This is a genomic window from Bradyrhizobium sp. WSM4874, from assembly GCF_055811835.1.
Genome location: NZ_JBVVPR010000004.1, coordinates 22872 through 44574, shown reverse-complemented (window position 1 = coordinate 44574; position 21703 = coordinate 22872). Strand labels below are relative to the sequence as shown.

The window sequence follows — 21703 nt, the reverse complement described above, 5'->3', positions numbered from 1 at the left end:
GAAAGCGATGAGGCGACTCTTACCGGGGAAATGGGGCGGGCTCTTGCCTGTAACCGGCCTGCCTTGTCGAAAAATGCCGAAGACGTCTATCCGATCGCCGATAGATAAAGTTGGGTATCGAAATAGTCCGAGGCGCGGCGCGCAGTGCTGTCGCCGGCGTCCGCCGGCGGCGGCGTTAGATTGCAGCACGTTCTTCTTGTTGGCGTTCGGTTACTGACGGCATCCGCGCCACACACCGGAATCCGACATGACTGGTCGAGGTATCGACCGGCTCGGCGTGCCGCGCGGCCGGACGATATCGGCGGCAATAGTTCGGCGCGCAGAGGTGCGAGCCGCCCTTGAGGACCTTGCGCGGAATCTGGATGTCGGGGAGGCGAGGGTCGTAACTCGTGTGCTCACCGCCGCCGCGGGGATTCTTGGGAATGCAGCAGGGTTTTGCAGCGTCGGCGTGCTTTGACGACCACCAGTCGGAGGTCCATTCCCAGACATTGCCGATCATATCGTAGAGGCCGTAGCCGTTCGGCGGGAAGGCCATGACCGGCGAGGTACGCTCGTACCCATCCTCGCCGAGATTCTGGACGGGGAAGTTGCCCTGCCAGACATTGGCCATGTGCTTGCCGCCCGGCATCAGCGCATCGCCCCAGGCGTATTCCTCCGCCTCGAGGCCGCCACGCGCCGCGAACTCCCATTCCGCCTCCGTCGGCAAGTCCTTGCCGGCCCAGCGGGCATACGCTGCCGCATCGCTAAAGGAGACGTGGACGACGGGATGGTCGTCGAGGTTCTTGATGTTGCTGCCGGGGCCATAAGGATGGCGCCAGTTGGCGCCGCGCAGGAAAGTCCACCACTGGCTCCAGTCGGTCAGATCGGTGATGCGCGGCAGCGGTGAGAACACCAGCGATCCGGCGTAGAGCAGCTCTGCCAGCGCGCCTGGATAGTCCTTCGGATCGGGAACGATCTGCGCCTCGGTGACATGGCCGGTTGCGTTGACGAACTGCTTGAACTGCCGGTTGGTCACGGGCGTGCGGTCAATCCAGAAGCCGTCGACAGCGACGCGATGGCTCGGCGTTTCCTCGGGATAATGATGGTCGGATCCCATGCGAAAGGTTCCGCCGGGAATGAAGACCATCTCGCCGGTCTTCAAATCATCCGGCAACCACTCGCAGTGATCCAGATCCGCTCGCAACATGGTGGAAGGTCCGATACTCGCATTCCACTCGATGCTACTGCGCCAACTCTGGCAGACTTCGACGATAGCTCTTTGCCCGGCCCACTGGACGCATTGTCTAGTCCCCTCTTTTTTGGTGCTCGGGGGAGAGGAAGACGCTGCATTGCGTCAAGATCTCTTTCCTTCGCACGCACGTTTTCGAGCACGCGGCAAATCATGCCGCGTCCGCTCCGCCATCCGCAGAGCGCGTCCGCTGAATATCGCTAAGGCTGCAAACGGTACCCGAAGATTGGACGGCTGTGATGTGCAGTTTGTGCCAGTCTGCGGGCATTTGGTGAGACCTAGGGCGCGGACTCACAACGCGCGGCCAGCCATAGCCGGATAGATGCGAGTTGGACGACGGCAAGGTAGTTTCCTGCAAGCATGTCGTAGCGCGTCGCCACCCGACGGCACTGCTTGATCCTGTTGAAGAACAGTTCGACGAGGTTGCGAGCGCGATAGAAGTACGGGTTAAAGCAGATCAAGCCGACTCATTTTTTCGCCGTCGCTGATCAAAAATGCTCATTCAACACGGCACTTTGGTGAGCTACGTTTCGCACAACGTAGAGGGATGGCGGATGAGCGACGTTAAAGACAAAGTTGTTCTTATTCTTGGTGGCGCTGGCGGCATCGGATCAGCAACGGCAAAGGATCTCGCATCAAAAGGGGCGAAGATCGCGGTCGCCGACATCAGCGAAGCGAAGGCCGAGGATGTTGCAAGGGTGATACGCAACACGGGTGGCGAAAGCCGCGCCTATCCCGTCGACGTGACACAGAAAGAGCAGGTAAAGGCAACAGTCGCGAAGGTCGCTCAGGATTTTGGTTCGCTGGATACGCTGATCAACTGCGCCGGGATCATGTTTGTCCGCCCGCTGATCGAGATCAACACCGTGGAATGGGAGACCACTGTCGACTTAAATATTAAGGGGGCGCTGTGGGCAATCGCGGCTGTTCTGCCGGTTTTCATGCGCCAGCAGCGCGGGCATATCGTCAGTGTCAGTTCCATCCACGGCCTCAAAGTGTTTTCGCCAGGCGGCGCGGTGCATTCGGCTTCTAAATTTGCGCTCCGGGCGCTATCCGAGGGTCTTCGAGCCGAACTTGCAACCACGCCAATACGGTCGACTTTAATCACGCCAGGTGCCGTCGACACCGGCATCCAACATAAGACCACAGGCTCCGACAGTGCGCGCATGCTTGAGATCTACAAAAATGCGATTCCGCCCGAAGCGGTAGCTCGTGCAATCGCGTTTGCAATGGAGCAACCCGCCAATGTCGATATAAATGAGATTGTGGTTCGCCCGATGGCTCAAGCAATTTGACCGTGGATCGATCTTACTGAAACAATTTGGACTCGTCGTCGAAAGTAAAAGCAATATGGTCCGCGACGGTTTTGATAGGCAGGCTTTCTCGACTTTGACGCCTCATGATCAGCCACAGCTCGCGGATCAGCGGTTCACGCTCAAGATTGCATGTGAAGAGGCCGTCTTTCGATTTGCCAACGAAATGCGGTAAAAGTGCAATGCCTGCGCCCGCACGAGCGGCGACCGCCTGGGCGGACTGACTGTCGGTCCGAAAAGATAATCGACAGCGTGGAAAGTGCTTAGACAGCCAGCGTGCTTCCGGCAAATGCGCGTTCACTTCATCGAACCCGACAAAGACCGGCTCGGCTCCGGCTTGAACCCGGCGTCGCCATTCGGCATTAGCGTAAAAGCCGAACCCGATTGGCAGCAGCCGCTTGGCAACAACGTCACCATCCTGCGGGCGTCCGAAACGGAGGGCAATATCCGCTTCATGTCGTTCTAAACTCACCGACCGAAAGTCGGTCGCCAAGTCGACATCGAGCCCTGGATGTTGCCTGCACAGTTTGGCGAGCCGAGAAACGAGAAAGTGTTGCGAGAGACTTGGCGGCGCGTTTACTCGAACAAGCCCAATAGGCTTGTCCTCGCCTCCGCCACGGCTGAGGTTTGCCGCCGCTGTTTCCATTTCAGTGGCTGGACCGAGAAGACGGGTGCCCGCAGGTGTCAGCAAATAACCGTCGAGACGCCGCTCGACCAGCCGCTCACCAAGAGATTGCTCTAACGACTTCACGCGGCGGGCGACCGTCGCGTGATTTACGGAGAGGGCACGCGCGGCAGCCGACAAACTCCCGTGGCGAGCGAGCGCGAGAAAGACCCGAACATTCTCCCAATCAAGCGCTGTGCGATTTTTAACAGCCATTGGGAGAAGATAGTGGATTTTTATCCGATGGCCAGTGGATTATCTAAGGTTGGACAACATTGAAGAGAGCTCTATGTCCGGTTCAATCACCCTCACCTTGATCGGTGGTCCAACAGTGCTCATTGAGCACAATGGCTTTCGCCTACTGACTGATCCTACCTTTGATCCACCTGGGCAATATCAGGGGCCGCACAGCCCCGTGAAACACGTCAAGACCGAAGGGCCGAGTATCTCGGTGGAGAATGTCGGAAGGCTGGATGCAGTCCTGTTGAGCCACGACCACCATTTTGACAATCTCGATAATTTGGGCCGGGCTATGTTACCGAAGGTCGGCGCGGTCTACACGACCATGTCGGGAGCTCAACGTTTAGGTGGAAATGCCGTCGGCATTGACCCATTTGAGGCTCGTTTTCTCGAAGGAAAGGATGGTCAGCGGTTAATCGTGACTGCCACGCCGGCTCGCCATGGCCCTGTTGGCGTCGAGGCTGGTGACGTGGTCGGCTTTGCGCTTGGAACAGAGCAGGCCGGCGACCTGATCTATATCACAGGCGATACGCTTTGGTTCGACGGCACGTCTGAGGTGGCGCGGAAGTTTTCGCCCAGGATTGTCATCCTACACACAGGCGCGGCCGAACCCCGCGGGCGGTTTCACATGACGATGGGTAGCGAGGACGCGCTGGAGGCTGCGCACGCCTTCCCGGATGCAGCTTTAGTCGCTGTGCATAATGAGGGATGGGGGCATCTGAGAGAGAGCCAAGATCAACTTGCCGAAGTCTTTGCCTCGTTTAACTTGTCAAAACGTCTGACAAGGTTTGAGAAGGGCGAAGCGTTGACGATCTCTTGGTAGCGGATGGTTGGCGCGATGGCACGTGTCGGCGATCAGCCCTTCTTGGAAGTCCGACAACGTCCGCTTTTCGCGCCGCTATTGGAGGACAAGCGGACATTGCGCACCTACTCTTAGCAGCAGATTTTATGGGTACGCACCCTGGCGCCCCATGTCGCAAATCCCTCAATGCAGAGGCAATTCAGTGGCATATCTCGCGACAAATTCGGCGATGATTTGCCTCAAAACGCGAAGTCGGCTTGTCGCGCCCACCTCGCGTTGTGGTGGTATTTCGCTGCTGCCTGCCGCAGAATTGTCGCGCTTCAGTAACACGGTACAGCCATGGGGCAATTCCTTCTGGTTGATTCGCGCAAGCTGGACGGTTTCGAAGGTCTTCAGCAGGCCGTCCACGGCTCGCATGTCGATGTGATGCAACTCGGCCGCGGTCGGTTGCGCGGAACTTTATCCCATGTCGGCATCGGCGACTTCTCGCTCAGCATTGGTGCTTTCAACGTCGGCATGCGCACGCAGCGGGTTTCCAGCGACGACAGACTGATCATCGGGATGCTGCTCGCAGCCGAAGAACGCGTCGCCCACTGGTCGTTCGACATGCAGCTTAATGATGTGCTCGTCATTCCGCCGCGGCTCGAACATGACGGTGTTTTTCACGGCGGCTCCGCTTACGCCGCCATGCGATTCGACATCAACGAGGTCGCGACGCTGTTCGGCGGAGAAGCGCGCCTAAGCGATCCCGACACCTGGCGCAGCCGCGGTCATTTCCGCGCGCACATCGAGACCGGCGCGATCGCCTCGCGCCGCCTGGTCCGGGTCATGTCGCACCTGCGCGACAACAAATATGGGCTGACGCCATCAACTGCCGATTTCTGGAAACGATCGATCGCCGAATGCATGGCGGCCAACGTCGCGTCGTCGCTGCCACCTGATGGCAATGGCTGGCTGCCTTCCGCGCGACGGCTGATCCGCAAGGTCGAGGAGTTTCTCGACGACGCCGGCACGCGTCCGGTGCATGTGTCGGAAATTTGCGCGGTGCTCGGCGTATCGCGGCGCACCCTCCACCGCGCCTTTCAGGAGGTATTCGGTCTCGGCCCGGTCAGCTTCCTCAGGCACAAGCGTCTCTGCGCTGTTCATTCGATCCTGCACCAGAGCGCACCCGGCTCGACCACCGTGACAGCCGTCGCCATGCAACAGGGCTTTTACGAGCTCGGCCGGTTCTCGCAATATTACCTTGCAATGTTCGGGGAGCGTCCGTCGCAAACGCTTGGAATTGCGACGCAGCAGGCCGTCGAAGACGATATCACCAGAGCCTAGCGCTCTGAGTCTGGACCGCGAACGACGCCATGATGGCATGCGTGCCGGTGTTTTGCCGGCGTCAAATCGCGAAAAAAACCGTCATGAAAACAACCAGATGGCTACTGTGCATGGGGTTGTTTTCACGGTTTTGAGTTGGATGGGCAGACCGCCGCCAGCTTCACGCCCCGCAGACGATCACGCCATACCAGCCCAGGCCGCGATATGTCTCGTAGCCCGGCGTGGCGTGGAACGCCACCAGCGTGCCCGAGCGGTCCTGATAGAAGCCGGAGCGCTGGCCGTCCAGGGAGAGTGAGATGCGCTCGCTGAGGATGCCCTGGCCGTCCGAGGCGGCGATGATGCGAAGATTGGAGTCGACCAGCAGTACGCGTGCCTTGTCGCTATCGCCGACGCGCACACCCTGCACGATGGCGCGGGCCTGTGCCTCCCAGTCGAAATGGATGGCGAGCACCCCGATCGGCGCGCCGTTGGCCTGGCCGCCGGCGCGGACGCTGGCGCAATAGGTCGCGACCTGCGCGTTGCCGAGCAGCGGCTGGTTCTCGACGTCGCCGGCGACATAGTCGTCGCCGGAGCGCAGGGTCGTGGCCTCGCGAAACCATTTGGTGTGGGCGACGTTCTGGCCGACGGTGCGAAAGCGGTCGGCGCGGCCGTTGGCGATGACGTTGCCATCGAGGTCGCAGAGCCAGAGGTCGAGATAGACGGTGTAGGCCCCCAGGATCACACCGAGACGCTGCGAGGCATGGGAGACGGCCGCGCCGTCGGGCGAGGCCGCGCAATCGACCAACGCGGAATCGGTCGCCCACCAGCGCACGTCGCAGGTCCGTTCATAGAGATTGCGGTCGATCAGCTCGATGGCGTTGAGCGACAAATCGACCATGCGCTCGCCGCGCGAGCGCTGGCTCATCCGGTCGATCGAGGAGACGAGATCGCCGGTCCGTTTCGTCAGCTGGCTTTCGAGCTCGCGGGCGATGGTCTCGACCTGCTGGCCGACGCCGCGGACCTCCTGCGCCACCACGGCGAAGCCCGCGCCCTGCGCGCCGGCGCGCGAGCTTTCGATCAGCGCGTTCAGCGCCAGCATCTTCATCTGGTTGGTGATCTGCTGGATCGCCCTGGTCTTGTCGACCGCGATCTGGTTGACCTCCGCCGTGAGGCGATTGATCAGCGCGGAGATGTCGGAATCATCATCAGCGGGTTCATTTGCGATCGGCTTGGCTTTGAGACCCAGCGCAGCAGACATCGGGGGCTTCCCTTGGCAATGAGGTCTGATCTGCAACGAACCCGGAACAATCACTGACAGATCGAATACAATTCTTTTTCGAAGATTCCGCCTAACGCCTGCTTAATTTGCTGTTTTGCGGAATGCTCAAATGATAGTCAGTCCGCGTAGCAAAGCAGCAATCCACCGCTTTGTGCGGCGCAGAGATTGCAAATCCCGGGGGATTGCGGGCCAATCGTCCCGCCGGCCGGGCGATGCAATACCTCCGGCTCCCAGGTTCCTCAAACCGACCGCAGCTCATGACGCCGCCCGCCACCGCCTTGCCCGTCGAAACGCCCCAGGCGTTCCTGGGAGTGGCGCGCTCGCTCACCGACAAGCTCTGGCGCGACCGGCTGGATGCGCGCGGGGCGGCGAAGGCGCTTGCCATCGTGCAGCGCCACCAACTGCCCGAGCTGCTGGCGCGGGTGCTGGCGGGCCGCGGTGTCGACAGCGACGCCGTCGCCGATTTCCTCGATCCCACCATCCGCAAGCTCCTGCCGGACCCGTTCACGGTAACGGAGATGGAAGCCGCCGCAAAGCGGATCGCGGATGCCGCGGCGAACGGCGAGAAGGTCGCGATCTTCGGCGATTACGATGTCGACGGCGCGACCTCGGCGGCGCTGCTGACCTGGCATCTGCGCCATTGCGGGCTTGATCCGCTGATTCACATTCCCGACCGCATCTTCGAGGGCTACGGGCCCAACACGGAAGCCGTGCGTGCGCTGGCCGAAAAGGGCGCCACGCTGCTCGTCACCGTCGATTGCGGCACCACCAGCATCGAGCCGCTCGCCGAGGCAAAACGTCTCGGCATGTCCGTCGTCGTGATCGACCATCATCAGGCCGGCACGGAGCTGCCAGAGGTCGACGCGCTGGTCAATCCGAACCGGCTCGACGATCTCTCCGGCCTCGGCCATCTCGCCGCTGTCGGCCTCGTGCTGGTGACGCTGGTCGCGGTCAATCGTGAATTACGCCAGCGCGGCTTCTGGAAAGCGGAGATGCCCGAGCCTGATCTGCTCGGCATGCTGCATCACGTCGCGCTCGGCACGGTTGCCGATGTCGCGCCGCTGATTGGTCTCAACCGCGCCTTCGTCGCCAAGGGCCTGATCGCGATGCGGCGGCGCGACCATGTCGGCCACACCGCGCTGATGGACGTGGCGCGGCTCAACGGCCCGCCGGAGGCCTGGCATCTCGGCTTCATGCTGGGGCCGCGCATCAATGCCGGCGGCCGCATCGGCCGCGCCGATCTCGGCGTGCGGCTACTTCTGGAGGGTGACAGCGTCGAGGCCGCGCGGATCGCCGCCGAGCTCGACCGCCTCAACAGTGAGCGTCGTATCATCGAGCAGGCGGCCGAAGCGCAGGCCGAAGCCGAGGCGCTCGCCTCGATCGGGCTCGAGGACAAGATCGGCGTGATCGTGACGGCCTCCGAAGGCTGGCATCCCGGCGTGGTCGGTCTCGTTGCGTCCCGGCTGAAGGAGAAGTTCTCGCGGCCCGCCTTTGCGATCGCGCTGGAGCCCGGCGGCATCGGCACCGGCTCCGGCCGCTCGATTGCCGGCGTCGATCTCGGCAAGGCGGTGCGGCAGGCGGTCGCCGACGGCATTCTTCTCAAGGGCGGCGGTCACGCGATGGCTGCGGGCGTCACGCTGCGGAAGGAAAAGCTCGCCGAATTTCGCGCCTACCTCGAGCATGCGTTGGCACGCGACGTCGCCGAGGCGCGCCACGTCAACGAGCTCTACATCGACGGCGCGGTCTCCGCGCGCGCGGTGACGACCGAGCTTGCAACGACGCTCAACCGCGCAGGTCCCTTCGGCAGCGGCAATCCGGAAGTCGTGTTGGCGCTGCCGGCGCACCAGCTCGTCTATGCCGACGAGGTGGGACAGGCACATTTGAGGCTACGCTTCAAATCGGGCGACGGCGCCATCGTCAACGGCATCGCGTTCCGTTCGATCGGACAGAAGCTCGGCAACGCGCTCGTTGCCAATCGCGGCCAGCAACTGCATGTCGCGGGATCATTGTCGGTCGATCGCTACCAGGGCGCCGAGCGTGTGCAATTCCGCGTCATCGACGTCGCGCTACCCGACCAGGGACCATCCATGATTAGATAGGTCCGGCAAACAACAAAAAAGCTAACGGCAAAAAAGGGAGTGAACATGGCAGGGCAGGTTGAGGGCAAGGTCGCGCTGGTGACCGGCGGCGCATCCGGAATTGGCGAGGCCATCGTCGAGATGTTCGCGCGCGAGGGCGCCACCGTCATCGCCACCGACATCGACGAGCTGCGCGGCCCCGAGCTCGCCAAACGCATCACCAAGGCCGGCGGCAAGGCAATTTTCCTGGAGCAGGATGTCACCAGCGAAGAGCGCTGGATCGAGATCACAGCCGAGATCGCGAAGCGCTTTGGCCGGCTCGATATTCTCGTCTCCAATGCCGGCATCGGCATCGCCGTGCCCTCGATCGTCGACATGACGCTCAGCGACTGGCGCAAGCAGAACGCGATCAACCTCGACGGCGTGTTCCTCTCGGTGAAGTATTGCCTGCCCTTGATGCGCAAGACCGGCGGCGGCTCGATTGTCATGATGTCCTCGCTCGCGGGCCTGCGCGGCGCGCCCGGGCTGTCGGCCTATTCGGCGACCAAGGGCGGCGTGCGGCTGTTCGCAAAATCGATCGCGATGGAGTGTGCGGCGGCCTGTGACGGCATCCGCGTCAACTCGGTCCATCCCGGCATCATCGCCACGCCGATCTGGGGCAAGATCCCGACCGGCGCGACCGGCAACCAGGCCAACGCGCCGATCGATCCCGAGGAGCGTGCGCGCGTCGTCACGCCGCTCGGCCGCGCCGGCCAGGCCGCGGAAATTGCCTCCGGCGTGCTGTATCTGGCCTCCGATGCCTCGCGCTACGTCACCGGCAGCGAGCTCGTCATCGACGGCGGCATGAATGCCGGCGGCGTGCCGCGGCGGCAATAAGCCGCCGCGCGGGCTGCGAAGGGCAGGGTGGCGCCCGCGGGGGCTGACGCGCAGGCGTCGGACCTGTACAACGCGGGCGTCTTCCGATCGACAGAGGTGTCCTTCCGCCATGGCGCACAGCCTTCACTCTTCGTCATCCATGCCAGCAACGTTCCGCTCGAACCGTCCGGACCTCGTCACCGACGCGATCCGCAGCGCGCGCGAGGACCTTGCCGCTTGCTTTCGCATGGCTGCGCGCAACGGCTTTGAGGAGGGCATCTGCAACCACTTCTCGGCCGTGGTGCCGGGCCATGACGATCTCTTCCTGGTCAACCCTTACGGCTACGCGTTCCGCGAGCTGACCGCGTCAAAACTGCTGATCTGCGACTTCCACGGCAACGTGCTCGACGGCGAGGGCGTGCCCGAGGCGACCGCGTTCTACATCCATGCCGAGATGCACAAGCGCCTGCCGCGCGCCAAGGTCGCCTTTCACACCCACATGCCCTACGCCACGGCGCTGTCGATGACCGAGGGCGATCCGCTGATCTGGGCCGGCCAGACCGCGCTGAAATTCTACGGTCGCACGGCCGTGGACCGCGACTACAACGGCCTTGCGCTCGACAACCGCGAAGGCGGGCGCATCGCAGCGGCCGTGGGGGACGCCGACATCGTCTTTATGAAGCATCACGGCGTGATGGTGCTGGCACCGACCATCGCGGAAGCCTGGGACGATCTCTATTATCTCGAACGTGCTGCCGAGGTGCAGGTGCTGGCGATGTCGACGGGGCGTCAGGTACTGCCGGTCGATCCCGCCATTGCGGCCGAGACGTACAGGCAGATGCGCGAGGGCGATTCCGAATCCGCCCGGCTGCATCTCGCCGCAATCCGTCGCCAGCTCGATGCGGAGGAGCCGCAGTACAGGCACTGAGCCTGCCTACGACCCCCGCCTACGACCCCTGGCGCAGCTTCGCCAGCACCTTCAGCCCGCCATAGCCGTCCGCGGGCGTGATGCCCGCGCGCTGCTGAAAATCCTTGATTGCCTTCATGGTGTCATTGCCGACACGGCCATCGGTGCCGCCGGTGTCAAAGCCCGCCTTGGTCAACCGCGTCTGCATCTCCTGCACCTCGGCGAGCGTCAGCGCGCGCTCGGAGCCGGGGAATGGCTGGATGAAAGGCGGCGCGCCGAGGCAGCGGTCACCGAGATGGCAGATCGCCAGCGCATAGTTCATCGAGGGATTGTAGCTCTTCACCGCGTTGAAATTCGGTCCCAGCAGAAACGTCGGCCCGCCCGCAACCGGGGTCCACATTTGCGCGGATGCGGAGGCTTGCGGGAATGGCTGGCCGTCGGCGCGGGTGACGCCGGCTGCCTGCCAAGCCGCATAGGTCCGGGTGCCGCTCATCTCGCCGGGCGCGCGCACCTCGTAGCCCCAATGCTCGCCGCGGTGCCATTTGCCCCGGTTGACGAGATATTTTGCGGTCGAGCCCAGCGCGTCGTCGGGCTTGCCGAACGGCGACACCTTGCCGTCGCCATCGTAGTCGATGCCGACATTGAGCCAGACCTCCGGCATCCATTGTGAATGCCCCATCGCGCCGGCCCATGAGCCCTGCATCTGCTCCGGCGTGCTCCAGCCCTTGTCGACGATGCGCAGTGCGTTGATCAGCTCGGTTTCCCAATAGGCTTTGCGGCGCGGCTCGTTCCAGGCGAGGGCGGCGAGCGAGGGAAACACCGGCGTCATGTGGTTCTGCTGCACCAGCGGATCGCCATAGGCGGACTCGACGCCCCACAGCGCCAGCAGCGTGCCGCGCTCGACGCCGAAATCGCGCTCGACGCGCGCGAGCAGCGCCTCGTTGTTCTTCAGCGCAATCTTGCCGTTGATGATGCGCCAGTCGGAGACGCGGCGGTTGATGTATTGCCAGACCTGCTCATGGAATTCGGGCTGGTTGCGCATCTGCTTGAACACGCTCATGTCGGGCTCGACCCGCGCCATCGCGCGCTGCCAGGTCGCAGCGGAGATGCCCTTGGCCATTGCACGTGCGCGAAAGCCCTCGCGCCATTCCTCGAAGCCTGGAGGCGCGGCCAGGATGCGCGTTGGGATTGCGACGAGTGCGGCCGCGCCGAGCGTGGATCGAAGCAGAGCGCGGCGGCTGCGGGAGGCAATGGAATCAGCGTGTTTCATGGGCCCATTCTAGCGGGAAACATGGCGGCTGTGACCCGGTTCCTGGAACTAGAGGAAGAGACGCAGGCACGCGTTCCCCGGAACAAACTGTCGCACTCCCGCATTCCCCCAGCACCAAATTAGAGGAGGAGAAGATGAGGAAATATCTGTTTGCCGCCGCCATGGTCACGGCCATCGCCGCGCCTGCGTTTGCCGACGAAGTCGGCGTTCACGTCGGTCCGGTCGGTGCCGGCGTGACGGTCGGACAGTCTCACGAATATCGTGAGCGGGACCGTGATCGCGACCGCACCACCGTCATCAAGGAGCGCGAACCCGCCGACCGCACCACGGTGATCAAGAAGGAAGACGAATTCGGCAATCGCAGCAAGACCGTGATTCATCACGACAACGACTGATGGAGTGGGGCCCCGGCCGATCGTCGGGGCCCGCCGTCCGTTCATCGAGGATTCGGGGTGGAATGAAGATACGCGCGCATGCGGAAAGCCATGTCGTCGAGCTCGACGACGGATCGCTATGGCAGATCTTTCCCGGCGATCTCGCGACCACGCTGAGCTGGAAGCCCGAAACCGATCTGCATCTGGAGCGAAGCGGCGATCGGGTGAGTTCGCATGAGCTGGTGAATGATGCCGATCAAAGCCGCGTGCGGGTGATTGCAGCGGGCGAGACCTGGCCTGATGGCGAGGTTAAGAAAGTGTTGAAGGGCGGGTAGGGCGCGCCTGCAATGGGTCGGGTATCCCCAATTTTGAGCCTGTCGCTTTACGGTCGATTCGCTTCCGTCTGCGCACAATGCGTGAATGCAGGAGCTGTTCGACATCATCCGCGCCAATCCCTGGCCGTTCGGCGCCGGGTTGTTCGTCGTCATCCTGATGATCCTTGCGGAGAACTTTGGGCGCGGTATTCGAGGCAACGGCGCCGCAAGTGACTTCCCGGATTCGGACGGTGGCGGCTGCGGCGATGGAGGAGGCGGCGACTAGGACCCGTCAGCGGCGAACGCGCTTCGCCTAATCCTCCTGCAAATCGGCCGCGATGCCTGCGAGCCAGCGGCGAATGCTTGCCTCGGCCCTGGCATCGAGCCCGACCGCAAGGCGCTTCTCCAACGCAATCACCCGTTCCCGGCACGCTTTCAAAAGCGTCGCGCCGCGCGGCGTCGGCGTCCATTGCTGGATGCGGCCGTGGACGGGATGGGGCGTCATCACAATCGCACCGTCACGTTCGAGATTGCGGATGATGACGCCGACGGTCTGGGGCGTCAGAAACGTGAGGCGGGCGACGTCGGCCCCCGACAGTCCCGGATAGGCATTGAGCATGGTCAGCACCGCGAATTGCGGTGAGGTGACACCGAGATCGGCCAGCGACCGCTCCATCGTCAGACGGACTGCGGCGTGGGCCTGGCGCAGCAGATAGCCGAGATAGCCTTGTTCGCCGCGCTTGCCTTCCCCTGGCGCTGGCACCCGAACCGCCGGGGCGGCAGTGGCTGCCTGCCGCCGCGGTTGCGATCTCGTGATATCAGGCGGCTTGCGCGTCATATAAGTGCTCTTATAATGTATCAGCACTCTTACAATACCACGAGGTGAACGGCAATGTCACACGCCCGCAGCGAATACGAGGATTTCAAGAAGATCGCGCCCGACGCGTATGAGCTGGTGCTGGCGCTCGGCCGGGTCGCGGCCAAGGCCGGCCTCGACAAGCAGCTTCTCGAACTGGTCAAGCTGCGCGCATCGCAGATCAACGGCTGCGCCTTCTGCCTGCAGCATCACATCCTGCTTTCGGAGCGGATCGGCGTCCCAGTGGACAAGCTCAATTTGGTCGTGGTCTGGCGCGAGGCGCCGATCTTTTCCGCGCGGGAACGTGCCGCGCTGGCCTGGACCGAGGCGCTGACCTGCCTGCCCGACGGCGTCGGCGAAGACGTGTACGCCGAGGCGAGCCGTGAATTCTCGGAGACCGAGCTGACATACCTGACCTCGGCGGTCGCCTCCATCAACGTCTGGAACCGTTTTGGTGCGGCGTTTCGCTGGACGCCGGCGAAGCGGCCGGTCGCAGCGAATGCAGCGGCATCCTGATTGCAACGAAGGGAGATCATGATGACAGCGATGAGTCTGCCCACCACACCACGCCCGTTGCCATCGCGCTCGATGGCGATCGCCGTCGTCGGAGGGCTCGCCTGCGCGCTTGCGATTGGGAAGGCGCTGCCGGTGACGATGGACACCATATCCGGCGCACTCTCGCCGCTCTGCGCCACAGCCGCCGAAAGCTCGCCGCTCGACAAGATCGAACCGATCGGCTCCTACGCGCTGCCGAACGTACCGGGCAAGCGCGTCACCATCGTGCGCGTGTTCTACGGTCCCGGCGGGTTCTCGCGGCCGCATCGTCACGCAGGATCCGTCACCGCCTACATCACCAAGGGCGAGATCCGCTCCCAGCTCGGCGGCGGCCCGGTCGAGACGTTCGGCGTCGGCCAGTCCTTCTTCGAGCCGCCCGGCTCGACCCATCTGGTTTCGGCCAATGCCAGCACCACGGAGCCGGCGGAATTGATCGCGGTGTTCGTGGCCGACGAGGGCGCGCAACTCACGACGTTGCTGGAGTAGCCGGCACTCGCAATCCGAAGCGGCTCTTGTTCAGGTGGGCTGCGATCGCTTCACACGTTTCCATAGCGGTGAAAGACCGTATGTGACGGCCGGTATCGCAACTGCGCCGACAAGGAGCCCAATGACGCCTGAGATGGCTGCTTCGACCGACCATTCGACGATGCCGGCAATGGACGGAAGGAGGTGCGCGGCAGCCTCGGTCGCGGCATGGACCGTTTGGCCGATCGCCGGTGGGCCGTATTGTTCGATGCCGTGCAGGATGATGCCGCCGCCGACCCAGATCATGGCCGCAGTGCCGATGGTGCTCAGCACCGCCAGGAAGGCAGGCATGCCGCGGACGAGCGCACGTCCAAGCAAGCGGATTGCGCTGCCAATGACCGAAGCGCCGTCATACCGCGCAAGGGCCAGGCCGACATCGTCCGCCTTCACGATCAGGGCGACCACGCCGTAGACACCAACTGTGATGAAAATGGCGACGAGCGCCAGCACGAGCGCCTGCGTCCAGATGCTGCCCGCCGGCACGGCTGCCAGCGTGATCGCCATGATCTCCGCCGACAGGATGAAATCCGTCTTGATCGCGCTCGCAACCTTCTCGTCCTCGACCGACCGCGCATTCAATGCAATCGGCTGGGACTGAGCTTCGTGGTGGTGCGCATCATGCGGCATTGCGGCCTCGAGCACCTTCTCGGCACCCTCGTAGCAGAGAAAGGCGCCGCCCAGCATGAGCAGCGGCGTGACGGCGGCGGGAAGGAAATAACCAAGCAACAGGGCGATCGGCAGCAGGATCAGCAATTTGTTGCGCAGCGACCCGACCGCAATCTTGCCCACGATCGGCAGTTCGCGTTTCGAGGCAAAGCCGATCACGTAGTTCGGCGTGACGGCTGCATCATCGATGACCACGCCAGCCGCCTTTGCTCCCGCCTTGGCCGTCTGGCCCGCTACATCGTCGAGCGAGGCTGCCGCAACCTTCGCAATCGCCGCGATATCGTCGAGAAGACCAATCAGTCCGACACTCATCAACCCAGTTCCTTCGGCCTTCCAGCGGGCGGTGTGTGCGACAAACACGCTGTTGCACTGCCTGGCAATGGAAGGAGCAAGCCGTCAGTTCTCGTCGCCGCCCGATCCCTCGCGCAGGTCCGGCTTGAGCACGTCCTCCGGCAGCGCATGCGCCACGGGCTGCGGCGTGCCGGCGATCTCCGGGCCGACCTCGCGGCCGCGGGCGCGGATCAGGCGCTCGTACGCCGAGACGAGCGTGACGTAAGGACTGACCCAGATCCAGCCGTCGCGAGTGAACACCTGCACGTCGAAATGCAGGTGCATCGAGGTGCCGGCGGGATGGTCGAGATAGTTCGAGACCACGCCGATCTTCTCGCCCTCCGATACGATGCGGCCATTGAGCAGGCCATCGGCGTTCAGCGCCTGCGGGTTCATATGCATGTAGCGGAAACGGATGTGCTCGGTCCGGCTGTTGATTTGCAGCGTCACGGCCTGGTCCTTGGAAGCGCGTATGACCCTCGCATCCCGCACGGCGACGACGGCGCGCTGCTTGGGATCGCAGGCTGGGCGGCCTTCACCAGGCGGTGGGCACTCAGCCGCGCGGATGTCCTCGCCCTGATGGCCATAACCGCCGCCGCATTGCCAGACCTCGAAACTGCGGGACTCGCAAAAATTGTCGCGCCAGGGATAGGCGGTCGTGCTCTCCATCTTGTCGCGCTTGGCATAGGATTGCGAGTGTACGAACGCGGGCGCCTTATCGAGAGGAAAGCGGATCTGTGCGTAGGCCATCACGTCGGGATGGCCGCCCTGCTTGCGATAGCCGGTGTTCGGGATGATGTCGCCGCTCGGCCGGTAGGTGAAGTCCGGGGAACGTACCCCGGGACGATCGAGAATGTTGGAAGCGATGTCCGTCAGCGGCCGCATGCGCTGGCCGCCGGCCACGCGCAGCGCCTTCAGGAAGCGTTCGGCGACCGGATAGGCCTCCTTGCAGGCAAGCCGCCGCGGCTTGGCGACGCTGTCGAGGCATTGGATCGACACCACATAGGCGACGCCGAAACGGGTGAAAGCGTAGCGCACATAGCCTTCCCTGATGAACTTGCGCAGGTCCGGGTAGAGCGCCGCGAGCGGTTTGACCGGCTCGCCCTTGCCGCCTGAGGGATCGGCAATGTCATAGACGAGCGCAGAACCCGTGATCTGCACCTCGACCGGCCTTGCGAACACCCGGCTCGGCATGCCGTCTCCGGCGCCAGGCGCGAACGAAAAGGTCGCGCTGTAGCCGGCGGGGCCGGCATCGAACATGTCGACGGAACTGAAGTCGGCCTGGTAGCGCGACAGCGCGAGGGTCGTCGGCGCGCCATTGCGCCGTGCTTCGAAATAAGCGGCTGTGTCGAACGGCAGCAGCACGGGCACGGAGCTGCGGGGGATGCCGGTGAAAAATTGCGAAGAGATCGCGTTGAGCTGCACCAGCGCCGGCATCGCACGTGGATCGTAGCGCGGCACCGAACGACGGGGGGCGAAGATGAAATCGTCCGCGGCCCGTGGATGGGTGTTGATTTCGGTGCGGAGCTGGTCGAGCGCCGCGCGCCAATCGACGCGCAGCGCCGTGAGCGAGGGGCTGCGGAACTCATCCGCAGCGAGCGGAGAGGCAATGAGGAGCGAAAGCGACGCCAGAAGTTGCGAGACGAAGCGGAAACCGTTCCCAACCACTGTCTCGCCCCCCGGCGGCACCTGTTGCGCTCGCTTTGGCCCCGTCAGTCCTTGGCGCGTTCGGAGTAGGAGCCGTCTTCGGTCATCACCACGATTCGGGTGCCGACGGCGATGTGCGGCGGCACCGTGGTGCGCACGCCGTTCGACAAAATCGCGGGCTTGTAGGACGAGGAAGCGGTCTGGCCCTTTGTCACGGGCTCGGTCTCGACCACTTCCAGCGTCACGCGCTGCGGCAACGCGATCGACACCACGTTGACGTCATGGGTCGACAATTTGACCGTCATGCTCTCCTGAAGATAGGCCGCGGCGTCGCCGATGACGTCCTTGGACACCTGGACCTGGTCATAGGTTTCCGGGTTCATGAAGTGGAAACCGTCACCGTCTTCATAGAGATAGGTGAAGTTGCGCTCTTCGATCGTGGCCTTCTCGACCTGGTCGGTGGTCTTGTAGCGCTCGGAGATCTTTACCCCGTCCGAGATTCGGCGCATTTCGATCTGGCTGACCGGGGTGCCCTTGCCGGGATGGATGTTCTCGGCGGTCACGACGACATATAGCTTGCCGTCTTGCTCGATCACGTTGCCCTTGCGAATAGAACTGGCGATGACTCTCAAAGCTGTATTTCCTGCTTGCTTGGCCCGGCTCGGGCCAGGACGTGGTCAAATTGATGGGGGACCTGGGGCCCCAAATCAGACCGCGGCACCTGTTTCGGGCCGCAACATACTGGTTTTGCCGTTGGATGCCAGCATTTTGCTGGCCTGCGGGGCGGCCGGCTAATGTCTGGGGACAAGCCGATGTCGCCGTTCTGGTCCCCCTCGCGGCATCTCGACCGCCAGCCGTTCCTGCAGGCCAGGGGAGCCATCACCGGGGCTCTACGGGGATTTTTCGCCGAGCAGGCCTTCGTCGAGGTCGAAACCTCCGTTCTCCAGGTCTCTCCGGGCAACGAGACCCACCTGCACGCCCCCCGGACGGAGATCATGCGACCCGACGGCAGCCGTGTGAGCCGATATTTGCGAACTTCGCCGGAATTCGCCTGCAAGAAGCTGCTGGCGGCCGGAGAGACTCGGATTTTCGAGTTCGCCCGGGTGTTCCGGGACCGCGAGCGCGGCGACCTGCATTTGCCCGAATTCACCATGCTGGAATGGTACCGGGCAGACGCCCCCTATGACGCCATCATGGCCGACTGCGTCGTCCTCATCGCCCGCGCGGCCCAGGCGACCGGTATCGGCACCTTCGCCTTCCGCGGCCGGACCGCCGATCCCTTCGCCGAGCCTGAGCTTGTGACGGTAGCCGGCGCCTTCGAGCAGTTTGCGGAAATCGACCTGCTTGCGACCATTTCCGGCGGCGAGGGCGACCGCGCCGCGCTCGCCCGGGCCGCTGCCGGCAAGATCCGCGTGGCCGAGGATGACACCTGGTCCGACATCTTCAGCAAGCTTCTGGTCGAGCATGTCGAGCCGCATCTGGGGCAGGGGCGTTTGACCATTCTGTTTGAATACCCATCTCCAGAGGCGGCACTGGCGCGCGTGAAGGCGGGCGATCCCCGCGTTGCCGAGCGGTTCGAGGTCTATGCCTGCGGTGTCGAACTCGCCAACGGTTTTGGCGAACTGACCGACGCCGACGAGCAGCGCAAGCGCTTCACGCAATCCATGGCGGAGAAGCAGCGCCGCTACGGCGAAGCCTATCCGCTGGACGAGGACTTTCTGGCCGCGGTCGCGGCGATGCCGGAGGCAAGCGGCGTCGCGCTCGGCTTCGACCGGCTGGTGATGCTGGCGAGCGGCGCGTCGCGAATTGATCAGGTAGTGTGGACGCCGCCTACAAATGAAACGTTAAGCGAGACATGACGAAGAGCAATCTTGCACGCACATTGCGCGAGCCGGCCGACCTTGTGGCCGAGCAGCTGGCGCCGGCCACAGCGCTGCCGGCGCTCGATCGCGTTGCCGCACGCTATGCGGTCGCGATCACGCCGGCGCTGGTCGATCTGATCGACAGGTCCGATCCCGACGATCCCATTGCGCGGCAATTCGTTCCGACTGCCGCGGAGCTGGAGATGCAGCCGGGCGAGAACGCAGATCCGATCGGCGATCATCCGCACTCGCCGGTTCCCGGGATCGTGCATCGCTATCCTGACCGCGTGCTGTTCAAGCTCGTTCACGTCTGCGCGGTCTATTGCCGCTTCTGCTTCCGCCGCGAGATGGTCGGACCCGGCAAGGAGAACGCGCTCTCGGACGGCGCCTATCGCGCGGCGATCGACTATATCCGCGCGCACGGCGAGATCTGGGAGGTGATCCTGACCGGGGGCGATCCCCTGATGTTGTCGCCGCGGCGGATGAGCGAGATCATGGCGGATCTTGCCGGCATCGATCACGTCAAGATCATCCGCCTTCACACCCGCGTGCCGGTGGCCGAGCCCGCGCGCATCAGCGAGGAGATGGTGGCTGCGCTGAAGGTCGAAGGCGCCACCACCTGGGTGGCGCTGCATGCCAACCATGCGCGCGAACTGACGGGGCCGGCGCGTGCCGCCTGCGCGCGGCTGGTCGATGCCGGGATTCCCATGGTGAGCCAGTCCGTGCTTTTGCGCGGCGTCAATGACAATTTGACCGCTCTGTCGGATTTGATGCGAGCTTTCGTCGAATGCCGGATCAAGCCCTATTATCTGCATCACGGCGATCTCGCGCCCGGCACGTCGCATCTGCGAGCGACGCTCGCCGAGGGCCAGAATTTGATGCGGCAGCTGCGCGGACGGGTGTCCGGACTGTGTCAGCCCGACTATGTCATCGACATTCCCGGCGGCGCCGGCAAGTCGCCGGTGGGGCCGAATTACGTGTTGCCGATGCAAAATACCGCACCTGATGCGCGTGATGCAGATCAAGAAACGCGCTATCGTATCGTGGATTATTGCGGCGACGTTCACCTCTATCCGCCCGAGACCTGATTGGTCGTGATGGAGATGCTGGCTCGAGGAATGGAGAAGCAAAATGAAAAGCATCATCCTGGCACTGTCCCTTCTGACGGTGTTCGGCAGCGCCGGCTTCGCGCAGACGGGAAGCAAGGGATCGACGACCTCGGGACAATCGGCGGGTACTTTGCCGCCTGCGCCCGTCGGTCATCGGCAGCCGCGCGCCGGCGACGTGCCAAATGAGAAGAACCTGAGCGACCCGAACGATCCCCTCAGCAAGGAAAATCAGGCGCTCGACAAGAAGATCAAGAGCATCTGCCGCGGCTGTTAGGCGCCGCAACGGCGGGCAGGATGCGACAGCCTCACCCCGCCCGCAATCGTTTGGTCAGGCGGAGCGCTCGTGCAGTCCTGCGCGCTTGGTGTTGCGCCGGATCTCGACCGCGTCAGCGAGCTGCTTGAGCACGGTTGCCGTGGTCGCCCAGTCGATGCAGCCATCCGTGATGCTCTGGCCATAGGTGAGCGGCTTGCCCGGCACCACGTCCTGGCGGCCGGCGACGAGATTGCTCTCGATCATCACCCCCATGATGCGGTTCTCGCCGCCGGAAATCTGCCTGGCAATGTCGGCCGTCACAAGCGGCTGGTTTTCCGGCTTCTTGCTCGAATTGGCGTGGCTCGCATCGACCATCACGAGCGGTGCGACGCTTGCTTTGGCCAGATCGTTGCAGGCCGCTGCGACGCTTGCCGCATCGTAGTTCGGCGTGCTGCCGCCGCGCAGGATGATGTGACAATCCTCGTTGCCCGCGGTTGAGGCGATCGCCGAGCGGCCGAGCTTGGTCACCGCCATGAAATGATGCGGATTCGAGGCCGACTTCACCGCGTCCGCTGCGATGCGCACATTGCCGTCGGTGCCGTTCTTGAACCCGACCGGGCAGGACAGCCCCGAGGCCAGCTCGCGATGGATCTGGCTTTCGGTCGTGCGCGCGCCGATCGCGGCCCAGGACACGAGGTCCGCAATGTATTGCGGCGTCGTCATGTCGAGGAATTCGGTGCCGGCCGGCAGGCCGAGATTATTCACCGCCGAAAGCACATTGCGCGCCAGCCGAAGGCCCTTGTTGATATCGAAGCTGCCGTCCAGATCAGGATCGTTGATCAGGCCCTTCCAGCCCACCGTGGTGCGCGGCTTCTCGAAATAGACCCGCATCACGATCTCGAGCTGGTCGGCAAGCTCTTCGCGCAAGCTCGCGAGGCGCTCGGCATATTCGAGCGCGGCCCTGGGATCGTGCACCGAGCAGGGGCCGACCACGACCAGAAGCCGGTCGTCCTGGCCATTGAGGATCGCATGGATGGCGTTGCGTGCCGCCATCACCACGCGCGTCGCCGTGAGCGTGCGCGGGACTTCCCGCATCACCTCTTCGGGCGTGCTCAGCTCTTTCAGTTCGCGGATACGAAGATCGTCGGTCGTGCTCAGCACGGCGGGCTCCTATTATTTTGAGACCCTGCCGGCCAATAAAAAAGCCGCCAGGTCTGGCGGCTTGTTCGGACGTTTGCTGCAATGTTTCAGATTGAGCGCGATCCTCCTGC

General features: G+C 63.5%; 23 protein-coding genes and 1 pseudogene. 14 read left to right on the top strand and 10 right to left on the bottom strand.

Going from position 1 to position 21703, the window contains the following annotated elements; genetic code table 11:
- Positions 1-175: 175 nt before the first annotated feature.
- Complete coding sequence (locus AC0L3P_RS05470; RefSeq protein WP_473301214.1) at positions 176-1186, bottom strand: formylglycine-generating enzyme family protein; 1011 nt, start codon at positions 1184-1186, stop codon at positions 176-178.
- 320 nt (positions 1187-1506) lie between these two features.
- A pseudogene (locus tag AC0L3P_RS05465) lies at positions 1507-1686 on the bottom strand (IS5/IS1182 family transposase); the annotation flags it as partial.
- 96 nt (positions 1687-1782) lie between these two features.
- Here AC0L3P_RS05465 and AC0L3P_RS05460 point away from each other — a divergent pair.
- Complete coding sequence (locus tag AC0L3P_RS05460) at positions 1783-2523, top strand: SDR family oxidoreductase (protein ID WP_473301213.1); 741 nt, start codon at positions 1783-1785, stop codon at positions 2521-2523.
- Positions 2524-2536: 13 nt separating this feature from the next.
- Here AC0L3P_RS05460 and AC0L3P_RS05455 read toward each other — a convergent pair whose 3' ends face one another.
- Positions 2537-3421 (bottom strand): LysR family transcriptional regulator, encoded by an 885-nt coding sequence (locus tag AC0L3P_RS05455; RefSeq protein ID WP_473301212.1) that lies wholly within the window; start codon positions 3419-3421, stop codon positions 2537-2539.
- A gap of 73 nt (positions 3422-3494) precedes the next feature.
- Between AC0L3P_RS05455 and AC0L3P_RS05450 the strand changes: the two genes are divergently transcribed.
- Positions 3495-4268 (top strand): MBL fold metallo-hydrolase, encoded by a 774-nt coding sequence (locus AC0L3P_RS05450; RefSeq protein ID WP_473301362.1) that lies wholly within the window; start codon positions 3495-3497, stop codon positions 4266-4268.
- Positions 4269-4586: 318 nt separating this feature from the next.
- A complete protein-coding gene (locus AC0L3P_RS05445; RefSeq protein WP_473301211.1) occupies positions 4587-5573 on the top strand; it encodes a helix-turn-helix domain-containing protein in 987 nt (328 codons plus the stop codon).
- A 160-nt stretch (positions 5574-5733) separates the two neighbouring features.
- On the opposite strand, the gene AC0L3P_RS05440 is transcribed toward AC0L3P_RS05445, so the two are convergent.
- A complete protein-coding gene (locus tag AC0L3P_RS05440) occupies positions 5734-6810 on the bottom strand; it encodes a methyl-accepting chemotaxis protein (protein WP_473301210.1) in 1077 nt (358 codons plus the stop codon).
- Between the two features lie 278 nt (positions 6811-7088).
- Here AC0L3P_RS05440 and recJ point away from each other — a divergent pair, with 278 nt between their 5' ends.
- The 3 genes from recJ to AC0L3P_RS05425 all read left to right on the top strand — a co-directional run bounded on the left by recJ (position 7089) and on the right by AC0L3P_RS05425 (position 10692).
- Positions 7089-8930 (top strand): single-stranded-DNA-specific exonuclease RecJ, encoded by a 1842-nt coding sequence (recJ, locus tag AC0L3P_RS05435; protein ID WP_473301209.1) that lies wholly within the window; start codon positions 7089-7091, stop codon positions 8928-8930.
- A 45-nt stretch (positions 8931-8975) separates the two neighbouring features.
- Positions 8976-9785 (top strand): SDR family NAD(P)-dependent oxidoreductase, encoded by an 810-nt coding sequence (locus tag AC0L3P_RS05430; RefSeq protein WP_473301208.1) that lies wholly within the window; start codon positions 8976-8978, stop codon positions 9783-9785.
- A gap of 109 nt (positions 9786-9894) precedes the next feature.
- A complete protein-coding gene (locus tag AC0L3P_RS05425; protein ID WP_354203607.1) occupies positions 9895-10692 on the top strand; it encodes an aldolase in 798 nt (265 codons plus the stop codon).
- Between the two features lie 19 nt (positions 10693-10711).
- Here AC0L3P_RS05425 and AC0L3P_RS05420 read toward each other — a convergent pair whose 3' ends face one another.
- Positions 10712-11941, bottom strand: a complete 1230-nt coding sequence (locus tag AC0L3P_RS05420; protein WP_354203605.1) for a lytic murein transglycosylase — start codon at positions 11939-11941, stop codon at positions 10712-10714.
- Positions 11942-12075: 134 nt separating this feature from the next.
- Here AC0L3P_RS05420 and AC0L3P_RS05415 point away from each other — a divergent pair, with 134 nt between their 5' ends.
- The 3 genes from AC0L3P_RS05415 to AC0L3P_RS05405 all read left to right on the top strand — a co-directional run bounded on the left by AC0L3P_RS05415 (position 12076) and on the right by AC0L3P_RS05405 (position 12915).
- Positions 12076-12336 (top strand): hypothetical protein, encoded by a 261-nt coding sequence (locus AC0L3P_RS05415; protein WP_219680264.1) that lies wholly within the window; start codon positions 12076-12078, stop codon positions 12334-12336.
- A gap of 62 nt (positions 12337-12398) precedes the next feature.
- Positions 12399-12650 carry a hypothetical protein gene (locus tag AC0L3P_RS05410; RefSeq protein WP_354054694.1) on the top strand — a complete coding sequence of 84 codons (252 nt, stop codon included), beginning with the start codon at positions 12399-12401 and terminating at the stop codon, positions 12648-12650.
- Positions 12651-12735: 85 nt separating this feature from the next.
- Positions 12736-12915, top strand: a complete 180-nt coding sequence (locus tag AC0L3P_RS05405) for a hypothetical protein (protein WP_275171993.1) — start codon at positions 12736-12738, stop codon at positions 12913-12915.
- Positions 12916-12942: 27 nt separating this feature from the next.
- Here AC0L3P_RS05405 and AC0L3P_RS05400 read toward each other — a convergent pair whose 3' ends face one another.
- A complete protein-coding gene (locus AC0L3P_RS05400; RefSeq protein WP_275171994.1) occupies positions 12943-13467 on the bottom strand; it encodes a MarR family winged helix-turn-helix transcriptional regulator in 525 nt (174 codons plus the stop codon).
- A gap of 54 nt (positions 13468-13521) precedes the next feature.
- Here AC0L3P_RS05400 and AC0L3P_RS05395 point away from each other — a divergent pair, with 54 nt between their 5' ends.
- The gene (locus AC0L3P_RS05395) at positions 13522-14001 is read left to right on the top strand and encodes a carboxymuconolactone decarboxylase family protein (protein ID WP_275171995.1); all 480 of its coding nucleotides are present in this window, start codon (positions 13522-13524) and stop codon (positions 13999-14001) included.
- A gap of 21 nt (positions 14002-14022) precedes the next feature.
- A complete protein-coding gene (locus AC0L3P_RS05390; protein WP_275172017.1) occupies positions 14023-14526 on the top strand; it encodes a cupin domain-containing protein in 504 nt (167 codons plus the stop codon).
- Positions 14527-14556: 30 nt separating this feature from the next.
- Here AC0L3P_RS05390 and AC0L3P_RS05385 read toward each other — a convergent pair whose 3' ends face one another.
- From AC0L3P_RS05385 to efp, 3 genes are all read right to left on the bottom strand, one after another.
- The gene (locus tag AC0L3P_RS05385; protein WP_275171996.1) at positions 14557-15543 is read right to left on the bottom strand and encodes a DUF808 domain-containing protein; all 987 of its coding nucleotides are present in this window, start codon (positions 15541-15543) and stop codon (positions 14557-14559) included.
- Between the two features lie 84 nt (positions 15544-15627).
- On the bottom strand, positions 15628-17250 hold the full coding sequence (locus AC0L3P_RS05380) for a M23 family metallopeptidase (RefSeq protein ID WP_473301207.1): 1623 nt from the start codon (positions 17248-17250) through the stop codon (positions 15628-15630).
- A 23-nt stretch (positions 17251-17273) separates the two neighbouring features.
- Entirely contained in the window at positions 17274-17840 is a 567-nt protein-coding gene (gene efp / locus AC0L3P_RS05375) for an elongation factor P (RefSeq protein WP_027569909.1), read from the bottom strand.
- 162 nt (positions 17841-18002) lie between these two features.
- On the opposite strand from efp, the gene epmA reads away from it, so the two are divergent.
- The 3 genes from epmA to AC0L3P_RS05360 are packed head-to-tail and all read left to right on the top strand — an operon-like array spanning position 18003 to position 20453.
- The gene (epmA, locus tag AC0L3P_RS05370; protein WP_275171998.1) at positions 18003-19067 is read left to right on the top strand and encodes an EF-P lysine aminoacylase EpmA; all 1065 of its coding nucleotides are present in this window, start codon (positions 18003-18005) and stop codon (positions 19065-19067) included.
- Complete coding sequence (locus AC0L3P_RS05365; protein WP_275171999.1) at positions 19064-20158, top strand: lysine-2,3-aminomutase-like protein; 1095 nt, start codon at positions 19064-19066, stop codon at positions 20156-20158. Before epmA ends, AC0L3P_RS05365 begins: the two co-directional genes overlap by 4 nt.
- Before the next feature lie 43 nt (positions 20159-20201).
- Positions 20202-20453, top strand: coding sequence for a hypothetical protein (locus tag AC0L3P_RS05360; protein WP_275172000.1), 252 nt, complete (start codon positions 20202-20204; stop codon positions 20451-20453).
- A gap of 54 nt (positions 20454-20507) precedes the next feature.
- Here AC0L3P_RS05360 and AC0L3P_RS05355 read toward each other — a convergent pair whose 3' ends face one another.
- Entirely contained in the window at positions 20508-21593 is a 1086-nt protein-coding gene (locus tag AC0L3P_RS05355; protein WP_275172001.1) for a 3-deoxy-7-phosphoheptulonate synthase, read from the bottom strand.
- Positions 21594-21703: the final 110 nt, after the last annotated feature.